This is a genomic window from Olegusella sp. (assembly GCF_057238325.1).
The window spans coordinates 23,133-40,004 of record NZ_DBHHGF010000012.1 but is presented as its reverse complement, the minus strand read 5'-3'; the positions used below and the strand labels follow the sequence as shown (position 1 = coordinate 40,004).

Annotated in this window: 11 protein-coding genes and 1 CRISPR repeat array; of the genes, 8 read left to right on the top strand and 3 right to left on the bottom strand. The window is 50.1% G+C overall.

Annotated elements, in window-relative coordinates:
- Position 1: 1 nt before the first annotated feature.
- Positions 2–2,931: direct repeats of the CRISPR family, unit length 36 nt; unit sequence GTTTTGGTGCAGCGTTATTTTGACTGGTTAATCAAC.
- A gap of 387 nt (positions 2,932–3,318) precedes the next feature.
- The 3 genes from ACO5JD_RS08230 (at position 3,319) to ACO5JD_RS08220 (ending at position 4,690) form a co-directional block, all read left to right on the top strand.
- A complete protein-coding gene (locus ACO5JD_RS08230; protein WP_484989054.1) occupies positions 3,319–4,098 on the top strand; it encodes a hypothetical protein in 780 nt (259 codons plus the stop codon).
- On the top strand, positions 4,088–4,327 hold the full coding sequence (locus ACO5JD_RS08225) for a hypothetical protein (RefSeq protein ID WP_484989052.1): 240 nt from the start codon (positions 4,088–4,090) through the stop codon (positions 4,325–4,327). Before ACO5JD_RS08230 ends, ACO5JD_RS08225 begins: the two co-directional genes overlap by 11 nt.
- Positions 4,328–4,405: 78 nt before the next feature.
- Complete coding sequence (locus ACO5JD_RS08220; RefSeq protein WP_484989050.1) at positions 4,406–4,690, top strand: hypothetical protein; 285 nt, start codon at positions 4,406–4,408, stop codon at positions 4,688–4,690.
- A 481-nt stretch (positions 4,691–5,171) separates the two neighbouring features.
- On the opposite strand, the gene ACO5JD_RS08215 is transcribed toward ACO5JD_RS08220, so the two are convergent.
- Positions 5,172–6,299: a glycerophosphodiester phosphodiesterase family protein gene (locus ACO5JD_RS08215; RefSeq protein ID WP_484989048.1), complete on the bottom strand. Its 1,128-nt coding sequence runs from the start codon at positions 6,297–6,299 to the stop codon at positions 5,172–5,174.
- 109 nt (positions 6,300–6,408) lie between these two features.
- On the opposite strand from ACO5JD_RS08215, the gene murJ reads away from it, so the two are divergent.
- The 4 genes from murJ to uvrC all read left to right on the top strand — a co-directional run bounded on the left by murJ (position 6,409) and on the right by uvrC (position 12,959).
- A complete protein-coding gene (gene murJ / locus ACO5JD_RS08210; RefSeq protein WP_484989046.1) occupies positions 6,409–8,160 on the top strand; it encodes a murein biosynthesis integral membrane protein MurJ in 1,752 nt (583 codons plus the stop codon).
- Between the two features lie 139 nt (positions 8,161–8,299).
- A complete protein-coding gene (locus ACO5JD_RS08205; protein WP_484989044.1) occupies positions 8,300–9,550 on the top strand; it encodes a C40 family peptidase in 1,251 nt (416 codons plus the stop codon).
- Between the two features lie 80 nt (positions 9,551–9,630).
- Entirely contained in the window at positions 9,631–10,920 is a 1,290-nt protein-coding gene (locus tag ACO5JD_RS08200) for a carboxylate--amine ligase (RefSeq protein ID WP_484989042.1), read from the top strand.
- A gap of 11 nt (positions 10,921–10,931) precedes the next feature.
- Positions 10,932–12,959 carry an excinuclease ABC subunit UvrC gene (uvrC, locus tag ACO5JD_RS08195; RefSeq protein ID WP_484989040.1) on the top strand — a complete coding sequence of 676 codons (2,028 nt, stop codon included), beginning with the start codon at positions 10,932–10,934 and terminating at the stop codon, positions 12,957–12,959.
- A gap of 683 nt (positions 12,960–13,642) precedes the next feature.
- Here the strand turns inward: uvrC and whiA are convergent.
- Together whiA and rapZ are read right to left on the bottom strand one after the other, a co-directional pair.
- On the bottom strand, positions 13,643–14,584 hold the full coding sequence (whiA, locus tag ACO5JD_RS08190) for a DNA-binding protein WhiA (RefSeq protein ID WP_484989038.1): 942 nt from the start codon (positions 14,582–14,584) through the stop codon (positions 13,643–13,645).
- Positions 14,585–14,603: 19 nt separating this feature from the next.
- On the bottom strand, positions 14,604–15,545 hold the full coding sequence (gene rapZ / locus ACO5JD_RS08185; protein WP_484989036.1) for an RNase adapter RapZ: 942 nt from the start codon (positions 15,543–15,545) through the stop codon (positions 14,604–14,606).
- Positions 15,546–15,827: 282 nt separating this feature from the next.
- On the opposite strand from rapZ, the gene gap reads away from it, so the two are divergent.
- Positions 15,828–16,853 carry a type I glyceraldehyde-3-phosphate dehydrogenase gene (gene gap, locus ACO5JD_RS08180; protein ID WP_021625730.1) on the top strand — a complete coding sequence of 342 codons (1,026 nt, stop codon included), beginning with the start codon at positions 15,828–15,830 and terminating at the stop codon, positions 16,851–16,853.
- Positions 16,854–16,872: the final 19 nt, after the last annotated feature.

Sequence of the window (16,872 nt, the reverse complement as noted above, 5' to 3'; positions counted from 1 at the left end):
CGTTTTGGTGCAGCGTTATTTTGACTGGTTAATCAACCCGACCTCATAGACCCCGTATGTCGCATCGGTTTTGGTGCAGCGTTATTTTGACTGGTTAATCAACCGCGGAGATATCCTATTGCGAGTGGCAGGGGTTTTGGTGCAGCGTTATTTTGACTGGTTAATCAACCGATAAGGTAAGGCGTGAGATTGTAGGTGTGTTTTGGTGCAGCGTTATTTTGACTGGTTAATCAACGTCAATGCCTCGCGCGAGATAATTGTCGAGTTTTGGTGCAGCGTTATTTTGACTGGTTAATCAACACAGGCGTAGTCGGCGGCGGCGATAGGACGGTTTTGGTGCAGCGTTATTTTGACTGGTTAATCAACACAGAGAACTAATCAATAAAATGGAGAGACGTTTTGGTGCAGCGTTATTTTGACTGGTTAATCAACCGTCTCCTACTTGTAGCCAATGACACACGTGTTTTGGTGCAGCGTTATTTTGACTGGTTAATCAACGATGCATAGTGCCTACAACATACGGTAACCGTTTTGGTGCAGCGTTATTTTGACTGGTTAATCAACTGCCGCTCTTAGGCGGCAACCCAAATCGAAGTTTTGGTGCAGCGTTATTTTGACTGGTTAATCAACATAGAGTTTGATTGCGCATTTGCGAGTATTGTTTTGGTGCAGCGTTATTTTGACTGGTTAATCAACCTGGGCTGAGCAGACGGCTTTTTAGGCGTGGTTTTGGTGCAGCGTTATTTTGACTGGTTAATCAACTTCTGAGATGGTGAGCGCCCATGGGTCGGGTTTTGGTGCAGCGTTATTTTGACTGGTTAATCAACGCCCATGCAGAGGTAGCTCTCAGGGTTGCCGTTTTGGTGCAGCGTTATTTTGACTGGTTAATCAACAGGTTCGCGCTGTGCGTGATGGCGAAGTGTGTTTTGGTGCAGCGTTATTTTGACTGGTTAATCAACAAATAAAACAGCCTTCTGGATAAACCTTGCTGTTTTGGTGCAGCGTTATTTTGACTGGTTAATCAACGTAGCTTAGGCGCTCACCTGCTGTGTAGTCGTTTTGGTGCAGCGTTATTTTGACTGGTTAATCAACAGATGCATTGCTCGACATGGCACCGCTTGAGTTTTGGTGCAGCGTTATTTTGACTGGTTAATCAACGAAATCGCGTGTGTGGTTTGACGAAAACGGGTTTTGGTGCAGCGTTATTTTGACTGGTTAATCAACCGTCGCAATAATCATCAAGTGCAAAGTCTTGTTTTGGTGCAGCGTTATTTTGACTGGTTAATCAACCACCCTCGACTTGGGAGCCGAGAATTGAAGGTTTTGGTGCAGCGTTATTTTGACTGGTTAATCAACGGCGGGCAGATTCAGCTACATCTCATCTTGGTTTTGGTGCAGCGTTATTTTGACTGGTTAATCAACTTAAGGACTATCACAGATACGGGCGTCAGTGTTTTGGTGCAGCGTTATTTTGACTGGTTAATCAACGATAAAAGCCTAAAAGCGGGAGGTTGCTTGGTTTTGGTGCAGCGTTATTTTGACTGGTTAATCAACTCACTTGTTTCTTCATCGTCGTCTGCTTCGTTTTGGTGCAGCGTTATTTTGACTGGTTAATCAACGATAAAAGCCTAAAAGCGGGAGGTTGCTTGGTTTTGGTGCAGCGTTATTTTGACTGGTTAATCAACTCACTTGTTTCTTCATCGTCGTCTGCTTCGTTTTGGTGCAGCGTTATTTTGACTGGTTAATCAACTTGATTTCATTTCACGCCTGCCATTTTCGTGTTTTGGTGCAGCGTTATTTTGACTGGTTAATCAACGGCGGTGATCGTGACTGCTCGGGAGCCGTGGTTTTGGTGCAGCGTTATTTTGACTGGTTAATCAACACACGCCTACCATCTTCTGTCTCCCATGAGTTTTGGTGCAGCGTTATTTTGACTGGTTAATCAACTGAATTTACCAGCGAGTAAGACGCTAAGTGTTTTGGTGCAGCGTTATTTTGACTGGTTAATCAACGCAGAAGGGGAGGCACGCCCTCTTGTCGAGTTTTGGTGCAGCGTTATTTTGACTGGTTAATCAACAGAGCGGCTTATTTATATCCGCGTGACATGGTTTTGGTGCAGCGTTATTTTGACTGGTTAATCAACTAAGCTGTTTTAGCTCAGCCCAAACGCCTTGTTTTGGTGCAGCGTTATTTTGACTGGTTAATCAACTTGTCGGTCTGTGTGGCGTTTTGCGTCTCGGTTTTGGTGCAGCGTTATTTTGACTGGTTAATCAACTTGATGGAAGCTCATACGATAACAGCTATGTTTTGGTGCAGCGTTATTTTGACTGGTTAATCAACGCACCTACCACATCGTTACGCGCATCTTTGTTTTGGTGCAGCGTTATTTTGACTGGTTAATCAACCTCAGCACGTGCTAGCTCAAAGCTGTAGCAGTTTTGGTGCAGCGTTATTTTGACTGGTTAATCAACGTAACTATGGCGGTTCTAGGTGGAGCTGACGTTTTGGTGCAGCGTTATTTTGACTGGTTAATCAACCTGCACACTCTAGGCATAGCATTACACAATGTTTTGGTGCAGCGTTATTTTGACTGGTTAATCAACTGCCCTTTGCTTGACTATTACTTTAGGCGGGTTTTGGTGCAGCGTTATTTTGACTGGTTAATCAACCTGAATACAAAAACTTTAAGCGAGGTTCTGTTTTGGTGCAGCGTTATTTTGACTGGTTAATCAACGACTACTAGCCTTATGTTGCACACTCTAGGGTTTTGGTGCAGCGTTATTTTGACTGGTTAATCAACAAATAGGGCAAAGGATAGGCGCTGGATAGTGTTTTGGTGCAGCGTTATTTTGACTGGTTAATCAACCTTTCACACCGTATAAGTTGCTGCCAATAGTTTTGGTGCAGCGTTATTTTGACTGGTTAATCAACTCGCTTTTCTCTAAGGATGCATCGGGCGCGTGGATTGGAACCTGCCGACTTTGACCACGTAGAAGTTCGTCTCGACGTCGCGCCCTTCACGGGCGCGTGGGATGGGATTCTCAATGGTAGTTTGACGCAGGCTAGGACAGGGAGGAAGTCTACAAGGATATCCAGAAGCAGCGAGCGCTTGAGACAGAGATACGCAAGAACAAACGCATTGCCGCAAACGAAGAGGCTACCGAGCTAGAGAAGGCAGAAGCCAAGGCAAAAATCTGGGACTGCCAAAAGAAACTCCGTGAACTTACCTCTTCCAAACCATGGCTTCGCCGTGATGCCAGTCGTGAGAAAGCACCAGAGCTAGACGTACAGCCGAGAGGCGCGAAGCGTAAGTCATCCATGAAGGCATGGGAAGGTGCCGAGTTTGGTGGCACTTTTGGCGGCAGAACAGTAAAAGCGCGGCGCGACTATGCAAAATGCAAGGGTGCGAGCCTAGATGAACGCACAGAAGCAAGATTTGCGCTATTTAACGAGAGAAACCACGCATGGATAACGAAAGGCTCAAACCTCAGCGGCATAGCGGGGAAGAAGCAAGCGGCGCTACTCTCTGGCCTTGAACTTGCTATGAAAGATATGCGTTTGAATCCCGCTGTACTCAGATATATCAGCGCAGAAAACCTCGATGGAGAAATTGCACGACTTGAGCGCCGAGGTAATTCGTTCTTGCTCAAGGTTGACAAAAAGCAAGCCCGCAGGCTAGATACAGACCAAATAGAACAAGTTGCATATCACGAGATAGGACATATGGCAGCGCAACGCCTACTCTCGGAGAAAGAATGGGAAAGTGAACTGAACAACCTCATTGCATATCGTAATGGTGCGAGGTATCTACCGCAGACAAAAGGCAGCCGAATTGTGACAAATGAGCTGGTAAAATCCAAGATTCCAGCACATTATTCATCTAAAAACGGTAGAATAGAGTTTGATGATTTGGCATCGGAAGAGGTTACTACCCTCAAAGACTTTTCGAGATATGCTTTTAGCAGTGCAGAGCGAGGCATGCAGGACGATGAGCTCATCGCCGAAGGGCTGAGGTATTACGGAGTCCATGGCCCAGATAACAACACAATCGCAGATGCTATCTACGATGCAATCATAGGAGGCGAGCATGACCGCTAGAGACGTGAACGGCATTTGCAAGAAGCTTGGCATACGCCGCAAAGATTTGGAAAGTGCGCAGGAAAAGATTAGTGCAGATGACACCGCGCACTACAAGACCTCTCCTGACTGGGACTCTTATGAGCACGCAAAGGAGATTCTAACTCCTGATGAGTTTAAAGCCTTGGCACTGTACTATCCGAGTCTACAAATAGCCTATCCAGATGTGTTCGGTAGCTTCAATTCTTAATCTCTTCTGCGTGAGCTACCTTTTAACCTCCCTTCTAGTTGCTGAGATAGGCTCAGCACAAAAGAGGGAGGTTTATTTATGCTGGAAGACCCCACCAAGGGCGAGGAGAACACCAAAGACCCCGAGGGCGGCGAGGTTAACACCAACGACCCGCAAACAGGTGACGCAGCAGGAACCGAGCAACCCGCAGGCGAGGGACTAGACCCCAAAGACCCGAGCGGTAGCTCCACGGTAAACCGCAGCAAGTATGACGCTGATATTCGCCGACGTGACAAAACCATCGCAGAACTCAAGAAGCAGCTCGCCGAGCTCACCGAGGGCAAGGCAGCAGTGGGAGACGAAACCTGTTCCTCACACATGTGAAGCTGATCCATAAGTGGATATGTTGGCAAGTTGGTGGATGGTTACTCTCCATATAGGTAAAAATAACCTCATTGATGTTATATATATATCAATCTGTCTCATATTGATACGATACTTACCACTAGCGTGGGTAAGACTTTTAAGCACTACTTGTATTAAAAATGACGCTGAGGTATTGGCTGGTTAACTAGATAAAAAGGTGCCATCAAACTTACCCTTTGTTAAAGAATGCTTCTTGAACCCGTTGGGGTCACTTTTCCACAGAGGGTTCGAAAGCGTGCCAAACGGCTCGAGAAAGTGCAGGTAAAAATTGATGCAAGGGTGTTTATTGAACCCCCTGCAAGTAAAAGGGTGCTTACTGAACCGTTTGCGGGCGAAAAGGTGCATATTGAATCGTCTGCGGGGGGAGCGCGGGAGCAGGGTGCATACGCGCAGGTATGCCCTACGCGTCCTGCAGCACCATGCCTGCTTTCCACGCGCCTTACTTGCTCAACCTCGACTTTGTATCGGGGCGAATATGCTCGAAAATCGCAGGAGCACCTTCGCGCTCAGACTCGGCGAGGTCGGCTTCGCTGCGTATGATCCAGGTAACCATATGTGCGCCCATCAGACGCGTCGCCAGCCACACAAAGGGATTACGGCGATCGGCAAACTTATACGAGATATAGTCTGGCCTGCCCATCACATTGCACAGTAGCCAAGACTGTCCTACACGTAAAGGCAAACCGTACTTCTCAGTACCCAAATCCAGCAAAAAGTCCTCGCTTAACTGTCCGCGCAACACGCCAGGACGGTGGCGACGTAGCCACCACAGCACACGCGTGTCAAAGCTCTGGATGCAGTAATCTACATCGTGTCGGTCAAGCGTTAGCATCACCAAACGCACAAGGTCAGCATAGTTGGTAACGGTAGTCTTGAGCTCGATCAGCACTGGTGCACAACGGCGCTTGGTCTTAGGATCAGTATCAAACAAAGCAATAGCCTGCGCAAAAGTGGGGATCTGCTCATCAGTGCCTAGTAGGCGATATTCGCAGAGTTCCTCGTGGGTGAGTTGCTCAACAAAACCCGCACGACCGCATACGCGCTCAAGGTCAGAATCGTGTACAACAACAGGCACATTATCTTTGGTGAGGCGTACATCCATCTCGACACCATAACCAGCCTCAGCTGCTGCACGAAATGCGGGCAGGGAGTTTTCGGGCATAAGATTTGCCCAGTCTTTGACGTCATCTTTCCAGAGTGGTGGAGCTACCACGGCATCAGGACTCTTGGTGATGACCTTGTCAGTGAACTGCACAATCTTGTCAGGGAACTGCATGATGCCGTCGCCTTTGCCGACACCCTTAAAAGGGTCTCCTGCCATGCCCTTGGGGTAAGCCTGCGCTGAGGGCGGTTCGTCAAAAAGCCCGCGATGTGCGTAGCGGTGCTTCTCGATTTCCTTCCACTTGGCGGTTGTTTGCCAGTCGCGCTTACGTGGGGCCACAAAAAATGCTGCAGCTCCTACGACGCCTACCGCAGCAGCGCCAGCCTTCAGCAGAGCGCGACGTCCCTCCGACGTGAGGTAGGGCTTGCGATGCTTCAAAAATGATGAGATAGCATTCGTTGACATGAGCTCTCCTTCCGCTCTGTATTCTTAGCATCTTAGTGCGTTTTTGCCGAGCGCGCCCGCCTCAGCGGTCGATGGTTAGAATAGGAACATAACGTCTCGAAAGGACCTTATGGCTGCCAAGCATCTAAGACAAACATCCGCCACCGAGTTGGCTCGTCGTGCCCGTCAAAACCAAGCAGCTTTGCCACCAGCGCATATGGCGCTAGGGAAGCAGAGCATGCGTGTTACAACAGCCGCTGGCGCTGCGGTGGATGTGGCCAAGCAGAACCCAACAGATAGTATCTCAACCGAGATAGCCGTTGGGCGCTCTGCTGCGCTGATGAGCGTGCTTGTAGCTATTAGTCGTATCACGGGATTTTTCCGTACTTGGGCGCAGGCCTTTGCTCTGGGTACTTCTCTGTTATCCAGTTGCTATACCGTTGCCAACAACCTACCCAATCAGCTCTACGAGCTGGTAATCGGCGGCATGATTGTGACAGCGTTTTTGCCAGTCTATCTGTCAGTCAAAGAGCGCTCGGGTCGCGAAGGCGCAAATGCTTATGTATCCAATCTGCTTTCCATTGTATTTTTGCTGATGGCAGCGCTCACGCTGCTGTGTATTGGGTTTGCGGGGCAGTTGGTCTATTTGCAATCGGCAGGTACCGATCAGGCTCAGATGACCAATGCGGTTTGGCTCTTCCGTTTCTTTGCAGTGGAAGTGCTGTTGTATTGCTTGTCGTCTGTTGCTTCGGGCGTGCTTAATGCCGAGCGAGACTATTTGTGGTCGAATGCTGCTCCTATCTTTAATAACTTCATCACGATTGCATCGTTTCTATTGTTTGCAGCACTGCAGTCAACAAACTTGCCGTTGGCAATGCTTGCCCTAGCGCTAGGTAATCCCTTGGGCGTGTTGGTACAGGTTGTCATGCAAATTCCCAGTCTGCACCGTCATGGAGTGCATCTTAGTTGGCGTATTGACCTGCATGACCCTGCCCTCAAAGAAACATTGGCTATTGGTGTACCTACCCTTATTACGACGGGCTGCGCTTTTGTAACGGTTTCAGTTATGAACTCCTATGCACTGATGGCTCTGCCCGACCAAGGTAGTTCGGTGCAGTATTACGCGCGTCTGTGGTACACCCTGCCGTATTCGGTACTTGCAATTCCTGTGACTACAGCGATGTTTACCGAGCTATCAGATATGTATGCGCGCCACGATATGACCAGTTATGTGCGCGCTTTTACCAAAGGGGCAGGGCAGATTCTTTTTACCCTGCTGCCTTTTATGATGTATCTCATCGTATTTGCGGGACCTTTGATGCAGTTACTGCGTTTGGGTGCGTTTGACAGTGAAAGCGCCAATATCACAGCGTACTATCTGCGTTTCTTGGCCTTAGCTTTGCCTTTCTTTGGTTTGTCGACCTTCTTTCAAAAGGTATTTTCCTCAATGCGGCGCATGTTAAGCTTTGCTTTGGTCAACGTGGCAGCATCGGTGGTGCAGGTGGCATTTACTGCGTTATTAACCCCCATAATTAGTATTGCGGCGGTGGCCCTGGGTTCGGCGGCGTTCTACTTTTTTATTGATTTGCTTGCCTTTGTACTGCTTCGCCGCGAGTTGGGCCATATTGGTATTCGCGAGCTATTAGGTGCTACTGTTTGGTCGACGGTTCTTGGCGCTATTGGGGCAGCTGTGGGCTACTTTGCCAACGCGCAGTTAGTGGCGCTGGGACTTGCTGGGTCTTTGGTACGCACGCTTGTGACACTTGCCATCTCGGGTATCTTGGCGGTGTTGGTAACCTTTGGGGCAGCGGTAATCTTCAAACTCCCTCAAGTCTCCTTTTTACGTCAGTCGCTTGGAAGGTTTTTGCATCGTTGCAGTTAAAAAGAACGTTTAGACGTCCTGAACATATCAAAAAATTCGGTGAACGGTGTGTTTTTCTTTGCTAAGCGTATGGGCTTTGGCAGAAGGTGTGCCGTCTGCGCTAAAATGCTTTCCATATGCGATACAGGAAGGTGAAATGATGCAAAATTCGCAGCACAGCACAACTGGTATCATGCGTCGCATTCAAGGCAAGCATATTGCCGCCGTTTTGGGCCTTGTACTTATGTCCGCGAGTACACCAATGATGGCTCCGCGCATCGCGTTTGCAGATACCTCTGCTCAGCTACAGTCTCAACTTGATGATGCCAAGGCACATCTGAATGAGATCCAGACCAAGCTCATGGCAGCAGGCGAGGAGCTTAATGATACGCAGTATCAGCTTGAGCAGACCAAGACCAAAATCACTGAGACGCAAAAAAAGATTGATACCACCAAGACTTCCATCAAGGAAAACACCGAGAAGCTGGATAAGCGTCGCGACGTGCTGGCTGATCGCGTGTCTGCCAACTACAAGATGGGTGGCACGTCTTTGCTGAGCATTGTGCTTGATGCCGATAGCTTGGAGAGCTTGATTTCCAATATCTACTACGCCGACAAAGTGGCAGCAGCGGACAAGTCTCAGATTGATGAGATTTCCGAGCTTAAAGGCGAGCTGGAAACTCAGGAAGCCGAGCTACAAAAACAGCAGGATGCACTCAAAGAACAAGAGAGTTCTCAGCAGAAATTGGTTGATCAAAAGCAAGCCCAACAAGATGAGCTCGCTTCTCAACAAGCAGATCAAAAGGCCTATATTGATAGCCTTTCGGCTGAGGTGCAAAAGGCTTTAGAGGCTGAGGCCGAAGCAGAACGCAAGCGTCAGGCAGAGGCTGCAGCCGAAGCAGCTCGCCAGGCCCAGGCCGAGATTGATGCTCAGCAGCGCGAGCATGAAAGCAACAATGCTAATAACGCTGGTAATACGCAGCACAATAGCAATAGTGGTGGATCTTCTTCTAACAATGGTAGTTCGCACAATACAAACAGCGGTGGCACGGTTAACCCACATTTTGATGGTAGTACGCGCTCTATCATTGTTCAGGCAGCATATTCCTGCATTGGTACGCCATATGTACTGGGTGCCTATAGTCCTGGTACCGCTATTGATTGCTCTGGTCTGACTAAGTGGGCTTATGCACAGGCAGGTCTAAGTATTCCTCACAGCTCTGCAGCGCAGCGCAACATGACCAACATCAAGCCAATTTCGCAGTGCCGACCTGGTGACATGGTCTTTTGGTATGGTCACGTTGCGATTTACGTAGGCAACGGCAAGATTGTCCATGCCAACTACGGCGGCGTTGAGGAGACTACGCTGTACGGTAGCTATCTCGGTGGCGGTTGCCCATTTAATATCTAGGCATGAGACTTCAAAATGCGGCGGGTTCCAAGCTGGGGGTCCGCCGCATTTGTATGTGTATAAGTAGGGAAGGAAGTCCTGTGAGCCAACAAGCTGCAGCAGCGCGTCATATCCATAGTGAAAAAGACGTGGCAGAGCATCTGGTGCCGGTAGTTTTGGGTGCCGATATTTTGGGCTATTCATACGTGCGCTGCTTTCATGAGGCCTACGGAATGAATTCCATCGTGTTGGCATCAGCAGATGTCAAAGCAACCTCGTCCAGTCGTTTTGTTGACTATCGCGTGGTAGATGGCATCGATCAAGAAGATGCCCTGATTGCCTACCTTAGTACGCTGGGGATGCAGCTGGATGCTCAAGACAAAGTAGGTATTTTGGTTGGTTCGGGCGACTGGTACGCGCGTATTTTGTCACAGCACAAGACTGAGTTGATGCAATGGTTTGTAGTGCCCTACATTGACTTTGATCTGCTTGATGAAATTACGCAAAAAGAGCGTTTTTATGCGCTTTGCGAGGAGTTGGAAATTCCGTATCCAAAGACGCGTACCTACGACTGCGCTGATCCAAACGTACGCATTGATACCAGCGAGTTTGCCTATCCTTGCATCGCCAAGCCATCCAATTCGGCACGCTATCACTACGCAGAATTTGCAGGCAAAAAGAAGATTTTTGAGGTTGAAACGCCAGAGGAATTAGAGCGAATTTTTGGTGCGTTGCAAGCTTCAAGCTATGACCGCGAACTGATTGTGCAGGAGTTTGTGCCAGGCGACGATGATAGTCTGCGTTCGATTACGCTCTTTGCTGATGAGAACGGTGATGTGCGTGTGTCGGCTATGGGTCGCGTAGTACTGCAAGATCATGCACCGTCAGCAATTGGCAACCCAGTGTGTATTTTGGGCGAGCGAGATGAGCGTGCTATTGCAGATGCTAGTCGTTTTTTGAAGCGCGTAGGGTATCACGGATTTGCCAACTTTGATTGCAAGTTGGATCCGCGTGATGGCAGCTATAAATTTTTTGAAGTAAACACGCGTCCTGGGCGCAATAGCTATTACCTAACGCTGGCGGGCGTGAATTTTGTGACACTCTTTGTAAAAGACTATGTACTAGGCCAGGTCATTCCTGTTCAGAAGGCTAATAAGCCTTTTGTCTATGCGTGTATTCCACCCGTAGTCGTGCGTAAGACCGTCAAGGATGCTGCATTGCGTGAGCAAATCCTAGATATGTATCATCAAGGACTGGCAAAGTTTCCGCTGGATTATGCGGCAGATTCCCTACGTCATCAGTTTTGGGCATCAATTACCTATCATCATCAGGTGGCAAAGTTCAAGAAATATGTTTGGGATACAGGCGGCAAGCAGGCCGCTGCTGACTAAGGTCTGCTTGTATGACTATCAAAGATCCTGCAGCTCATCAGCCAGATTTGCATTTGCGCATTCCACGTCCCGAAGACGAGGGTCTGCCTTCGATTGCCGAGCAGGTGGAGCGTGTACCTACCGAGCCAGGTTGCTATCTGTGGAAAGATGCCCGTGGCGATGTCATCTATGTTGGTAAGGCCAAAAATCTGCGCGCTCGTATGAAGCAGTACGTGCAGCTGAGCGATGATCGTCTTAAGATTCCACTCATGATGCAGGTTGTGCGCTCGTTTGACTATGTGGTTGTGGGATCTGAGCACGAGGCACTGGTGTTGGAGCGCAATCTCATTGGGCAGTACCACCCCTACTTTAACGTCGACTACAAAGATGATAAAAGTTATCCTTACATTGCGGTGACAGAATCCGATCCATATCCAGCGATTAAATACACTCGCGAAAAGCACCGCAAGGGGACACGCTATTTTGGGCCTTACACCGATGCGCGGGCGGCGCGGCAGACTATCGATACCCTGCGCAAAGTAGTGCCTATTTGTATTTCTACCTGCGCGGAGTGGCGACGTTGCCAGCGCTATTTGGCATCTCACCCAGACGAGGTTGCAGTGGCTCCGCTGGTACTCGGCAAGCTGGGGCGGCCCTGCTTTGACTATCACGTGGGACTGGGACCGGGTGTGTGTGCAGGGGCTATTGATACGCCTGAGTACGCACGACATGTAGACCAAGTAGTGCGTTTTTTGTCGGGCAAGCGTCGGGATGTACTTAATGAGTTGACCGAGCAAATGCATGATGCTGCGGCAGACTTGGACTTTGAGCGTGCTGCTCGTCTAAAAAAACGTCTTGATGCGCTGGCAGCAACAGGCGAGCGTCAAGAAGTGATGTTTTCTTCTGATGTGAATATGGACGTGATTGGCTTTACACGTGAGGAAACGATTAGCTGTGCCTGCGTCTTTGTTGTACGTGAAGGCGTAACAATTCGTAGCGCTGAGTTTGTGCTGGACAAGGGTCTTGACGTGACCGAAGAAGAGCTGGTTGACGGCTTTTTGGCTCGTTATTACAACGAGACGGCTGATATCCCTGCTGAGGTAGATGTAGCGGTGGAGTTACCTGATGCAGCTGCTGTGGGGGAGTGGCTGGCAGAGAAGCGCGGTCGTGCCTGTCGCCTGCATGTGCCTCAGCGTGGCGAAAAAGCGCACCTATTGCAAATGGCTGCTAATAACGCACGTCATGCGCTCAATCGATATATGGTGCGCACGGGTTATGCAGACAAGCGCACCAATGAGGCATTGCTGCAGTTGGAAAGTGCTTTGGCGCTTGATGCGCCTCCCATGCGTATTGAGTGCTATGACATTTCTACCTTGCATGGAGCGTTTACCGTGGCATCAATGGTGGTCTTTACCAACGGACGACCAGATAAAGGTGCATATCGTCGCTTTAAGATTCAAGCCGAACTGGATGAGGCAAACGACTTTTTGTCTATGAGCGAGGTATTGGGTCGACGTTTTTCGCCCGAACGTGTAGCAGATGAGCGTTTTGGCAGTCTGCCTGATTTGCTGGTGGTTGATGGTGGCAAGCCGCAGCTGTCAGCTGCGATGGGGCAGCTGGCTGAGCTTGGGCTTGACATTCCCGTTTGTGGTTTGGCGAAGTCCGATGAGGAAGTATTTGTCCCTTGGGATGAGACGCCTGTCGTGTTGCCGTCAGGTTCTGCTTCCTTGTATTTAATCAAGCAGGTCCGAGACGAGTCACATCGTTTTGCGATTACGTTCCACCGTGAGTTGCGTACTAAAGCACAGTCTGTGTCGATTTTGGACGAGATTCCTGGTGTTGGACCCAAGCGTAAAAAGGCGATTATGGCGCGGTTTGGCTCGTTCAAGCGCCTGCGCGAGGCATCACCCGAACAAATTGCCGAGGCTAAGGGCATACCTGCTGCTGTTGCTGAGGCCGTCTGGCAAGCTCTCCGTGCCTTTGAAGCCGAGCAGGACGCTGCTCAAGTGGGCAGCGATGGTGCTGCTGGTGCTGATGATGCCGCCAGCGTCAATGCGTAGCATCCCATGCGGGTGCCTACTGCGCAGGCACCGTTGACCACTGCATCCGTTGTTGCTGACACTGCACAGCCATCTGGCGTCACTGAGCAAACTTTCACTGGCGACAACAAATATTTCCGCCATCAGCAACATTTCGTCTATTTCGCCGCTAACAGCAAAATAGAATGAAATATTCAGAGACGATTTAGGGACAAATCGTGGCTGCTTTACCGATAAGCGTGCGTCTCAGATGAAAGACTCAGGACTCAACTCTGCTTGTTGTGATAGAAGCCACACTTTATTTCACACGAGCACTCAAAAGCCACATTCCGTTTCATGTTAGCTACCAAAAGCCACACTCTGTTTCAGCAATCGCGGCTCTGCTTGCCAAACGCCACGTTCTACTTCACTTTTTTTGCCAAAAGCCACGTATCTCTTCATGCCCAAAAAATTTACCTGCGCAAACGTCAGACCCTTTGAAACAGAACGTGGCTTTTGACATTTTTTCTGAAACAGAACGTGGCGTTTGACAAGCAAAGCTGGACCTTGATTGAAAGAGTATGTGGCGTTTGGCAGATGGGGATGCGACAGTTGAAACAGAACGTGGCGTTTGGCAAGCCAGGCCGCGATTGTTGAAACGATATGTGGCGTTTGGCAAGCAGAGCATCGTGGATGCCCTCTGCGTTGCGGATGCCCTTATTGGCTTAGCTTTGCCTGTGGCTACGCTCATCGAGGAAAGCGGCGAGACGGAGGGCACGGTGATGCATGGCAGATTTGCCAACTGGTGGATTGCAGAGCTTTCCCAAAGACGCCAGCGACAGCTCAGGATGCATTCGTCTTAACAAGCAGAACTCGCGCAGCGCAGGCGGCAAAGCTCGAAGGCCAATTTCGCGTTCTGCTCGATCTACCAAGGCTTGCTGTGTAGCTGCGGCTCCTGTGGAACGTGCCTGATTGGCAATCTCGGCATTTACGCGACGATTAACGTCGTTTTTCAGGGTCTTTACCTGGCGTACTTGTGATACTGCCAAAGCAGAGCGCTTGGCGCCAATTGCTTGCAGCATTGATACGACGCCTTCAAAGCTTTTGAGATATACCACATACGATCCGCGTCTGTGGTTTACACGAGCATCAACTCCCAAGCCAGCAGCTAGCTCACGTACTTCTTCGGCTAGGCGCTCACCTGAAAGTGCAATTTCCAAATGGAAATCTCCTCGTGGATCAGACACAAAACCACCCGCCATGAATGCTCCGCGCAAATATGCTTCCTGGCAGCAGCGCTTTTTGATGAGTGCCGGCGGAATCCCTGATGCAAGTCCGCGTCCCGGCAGCAAAATACCTAGTTGTATGAGCGCATCCTCCAGCTCTGCTTGATTGCGAATTTCAATTAAAAAGTTATGCGCGCGGTGCAGATTGGAGCGACGTACCGTGAGGGGTGTCTCCAGATCAAACAATTCATGTGACAGACGGATCATCGTGCGTGCAACGGCACCCGTTTCGGTGGCCACGCGCAACGACCAGCTGCCTGATCCGTGGAATGATAGTGTGCCGCAAACGCGCATGATGGCCGAGAGCTCGGCATATGCGCATTCCGGACAACTGCCGTCCACGCGAGAAAGTTCATCTTTGACCTGAGCTGTAAATGACATGAGCTAGCCTGCCTGTGCGCTAATGCGCGTCGGACTCGCCTTTGCGGGGTACGGCGAGCTTGAGATCACGGTGGGAGAGCGTCACGTTGTATTTGCGCTCCTTGAGATAGGCGGCAGTATAGTTGGCAATGGCGACGCTTCGATGCTGGCCACCAGTGCAACCAATTGCGATGGATAGAGTTGGCTTGCCTTCAGCCACATAACCTGGCATTACGACATCCAGTAGATGCTTCCACGCCTTGGTAAATTCGCGTGTTACAGGGTGATCGAGCACATAAGTTGCCACACGTTCGTCATTGCCTGTGAGATTGCGCATCTCAGGGTCATAAAACGGATTGGGCAAAAAACGCACGTCGATAAGCAAATCCGCCTCGGTTGGCAAGCCATGCTTAAATCCAAAAGAAAACACATGCACATCCATGAGCTGCTGCTCGCTTACATGCGAGAAGCTACGACGGATACGGCCGCGCAGTGTTGAGGTGCGCATGCGACTGGTATCTATTACAAGGTCGGCGCGGTTGCGGACCTCTTGGAGCTGCGTGCGTTCACGACGAATTGCACTTTCGATACCCTCACCAGAAATCTGTAAAGGGTGACGGCGGCGATTCTCATCATAGCGGCGACAGAGTACCTCGTCTGAGCTATCCAGAAAGATTATTTTGTAGCTGATTTCGTGGTCAGCAAGCTCCTTGAGCGCATCGGCAAGATCCTCAAACAATCCCTGGCTACGCAAGTCGCATGTTACAGCTAAGTGGCGACCAGTTGCAGAATTGATACCCACAATATGCGCGAGTTGCAAAATTAGTCCGGGTGGTAGATTGTCGATACAGTAATAGCCCATATCCTCAAAAGCGTGCATCGCTTGAGTGCGCCCCGACCCTGACATGCCCGTGATGATCGCAATGTCGGGCACCGCAGCATCTTTGGCTGCTTTGCGCATTTCGCGGTCTTTAGCTGTCATGACGCCTCCTTTGCAGCTCTTATCTAATCCTAGCGCACATCGGCCCACTCGACCTCATAACAGCATGAGAGGTCTGCAGAGTAGAGAAAAACAGCGTAATGTGAGATTGATTCCACATTTAGTAACCGTACAAGCCCGTTTTTTATACTAGCCACTGAATTTTTCTAAGAACTCGCTATTTCGATGGGTTCAGACTCCATTTTTTGGGTAGAATTTAGAAAGTACTCGACTAGGTCTTGTTTCAGGGACAGGCTCTGAAGAGGCCTTGCGAAAGGAGACAGCATGGCAGTTAAGGTTGCTATCAACGGCTTTGGACGTATCGGCCGCCTGGCTTTCCGTCAGATGTTTGGTCACGAGGGCTCCGAGATCGTTGCCATCAACGACCTCACTTCTCCCGACATGCTCGCGTATCTGCTGAAGTATGACTCTACGCAGGGCAACTACAGCCGCGACCACAAGGTCGAGGCCACTGAGGACGCTATCGTCGTCGACGGCAAGAAGATCACCATTTACAAGGAGGCTGACGCTAACAACCTTCCTTGGGGCGAGCTTGGTGTTGACGTTGTCCTTGAGTGCACTGGTTTCTACACCTCTAAGGCTAAGGCACAGGCCCATATCAATGCTGGTGCCAAGAAAGTCGTCATTTCTGCTCCTGCAGGCAATGACCTTCCCACCATCGTCTTTAATGTCAACCACGAGCAGCTGACCGCTGATGACAACATCATCTCCGCAGCTTCTTGCACCACCAACTGCCTCGCACCTATGGCAAAGGGTCTCAACGACTTTGCACCTATCGTCTCGGGCATCATGACCACCATCCACGCTTTCACCGGCGACCAGATGCCTCTTGATGGTCCTCAGCGCAAGGGCAACTTCCGTCGTAGCCGCGCTTGCTCCGAGAACATCGTCCCCAACTCCACGGGCGCCGCAAAGGCCATCGGCTTGGTTCTCCCCGAGCTCAACGGCAAGCTCATCGGTGCAGCTCAGCGCGTCCCGACGCCCACTGGCTCCCTCACCAACCTCTACGCTGTCGTTGACAAGACCGTCACCGTCGACGAGGTCAACGCTGCTATGAAGGCTTATGCCGAGACCATCCCCGAGACCTTCGCTTACAACACCGATGACATCGTTTCTCGCGATATCGTTGGCGAGACCCATGGTTCCATTTTTGATGCTACTCAGACCATGGTTCAGGACCTTGGCAATGGCCAGAGCCTCGTTCAGGTTACCTCTTGGTACGACAACGAGAACTCCTATACCTCCCAGATGGTCCGCACCATCAAGTACTTCGAGAAGTTCGTCGCCTAGTCGACGCGCTCCCCTTGGT

Bases quoted from the DNA above. Each gene is read 5' to 3' on its own strand.
- whiA (WP_484989038.1), bottom strand. From the start codon at position 14,584: ATGTCATTTACAGCTCAGGTCAAAGATGAACTTTCTCGCGTGGACGGC.
- ACO5JD_RS08230 (WP_484989054.1), top strand. From the start codon at position 3,319: ATGAAGGCATGGGAAGGTGCCGAGTTTGGTGGCACTTTTGGCGGCAGA.
- ACO5JD_RS08220 (WP_484989050.1), top strand. From the start codon at position 4,406: ATGCTGGAAGACCCCACCAAGGGCGAGGAGAACACCAAAGACCCCGAG.
- uvrC (WP_484989040.1), top strand. From the start codon at position 10,932: ATGACTATCAAAGATCCTGCAGCTCATCAGCCAGATTTGCATTTGCGC.
- ACO5JD_RS08205 (WP_484989044.1), top strand. From the start codon at position 8,300: ATGCAAAATTCGCAGCACAGCACAACTGGTATCATGCGTCGCATTCAA.
- gap (WP_021625730.1), top strand. From the start codon at position 15,828: ATGGCAGTTAAGGTTGCTATCAACGGCTTTGGACGTATCGGCCGCCTG.
- ACO5JD_RS08225 (WP_484989052.1), top strand. From the start codon at position 4,088: ATGACCGCTAGAGACGTGAACGGCATTTGCAAGAAGCTTGGCATACGC.
- rapZ (WP_484989036.1), bottom strand. From the start codon at position 15,545: ATGACAGCTAAAGACCGCGAAATGCGCAAAGCAGCCAAAGATGCTGCG.
- ACO5JD_RS08215 (WP_484989048.1), bottom strand. From the start codon at position 6,299: ATGTCAACGAATGCTATCTCATCATTTTTGAAGCATCGCAAGCCCTAC.
- murJ (WP_484989046.1), top strand. From the start codon at position 6,409: ATGGCTGCCAAGCATCTAAGACAAACATCCGCCACCGAGTTGGCTCGT.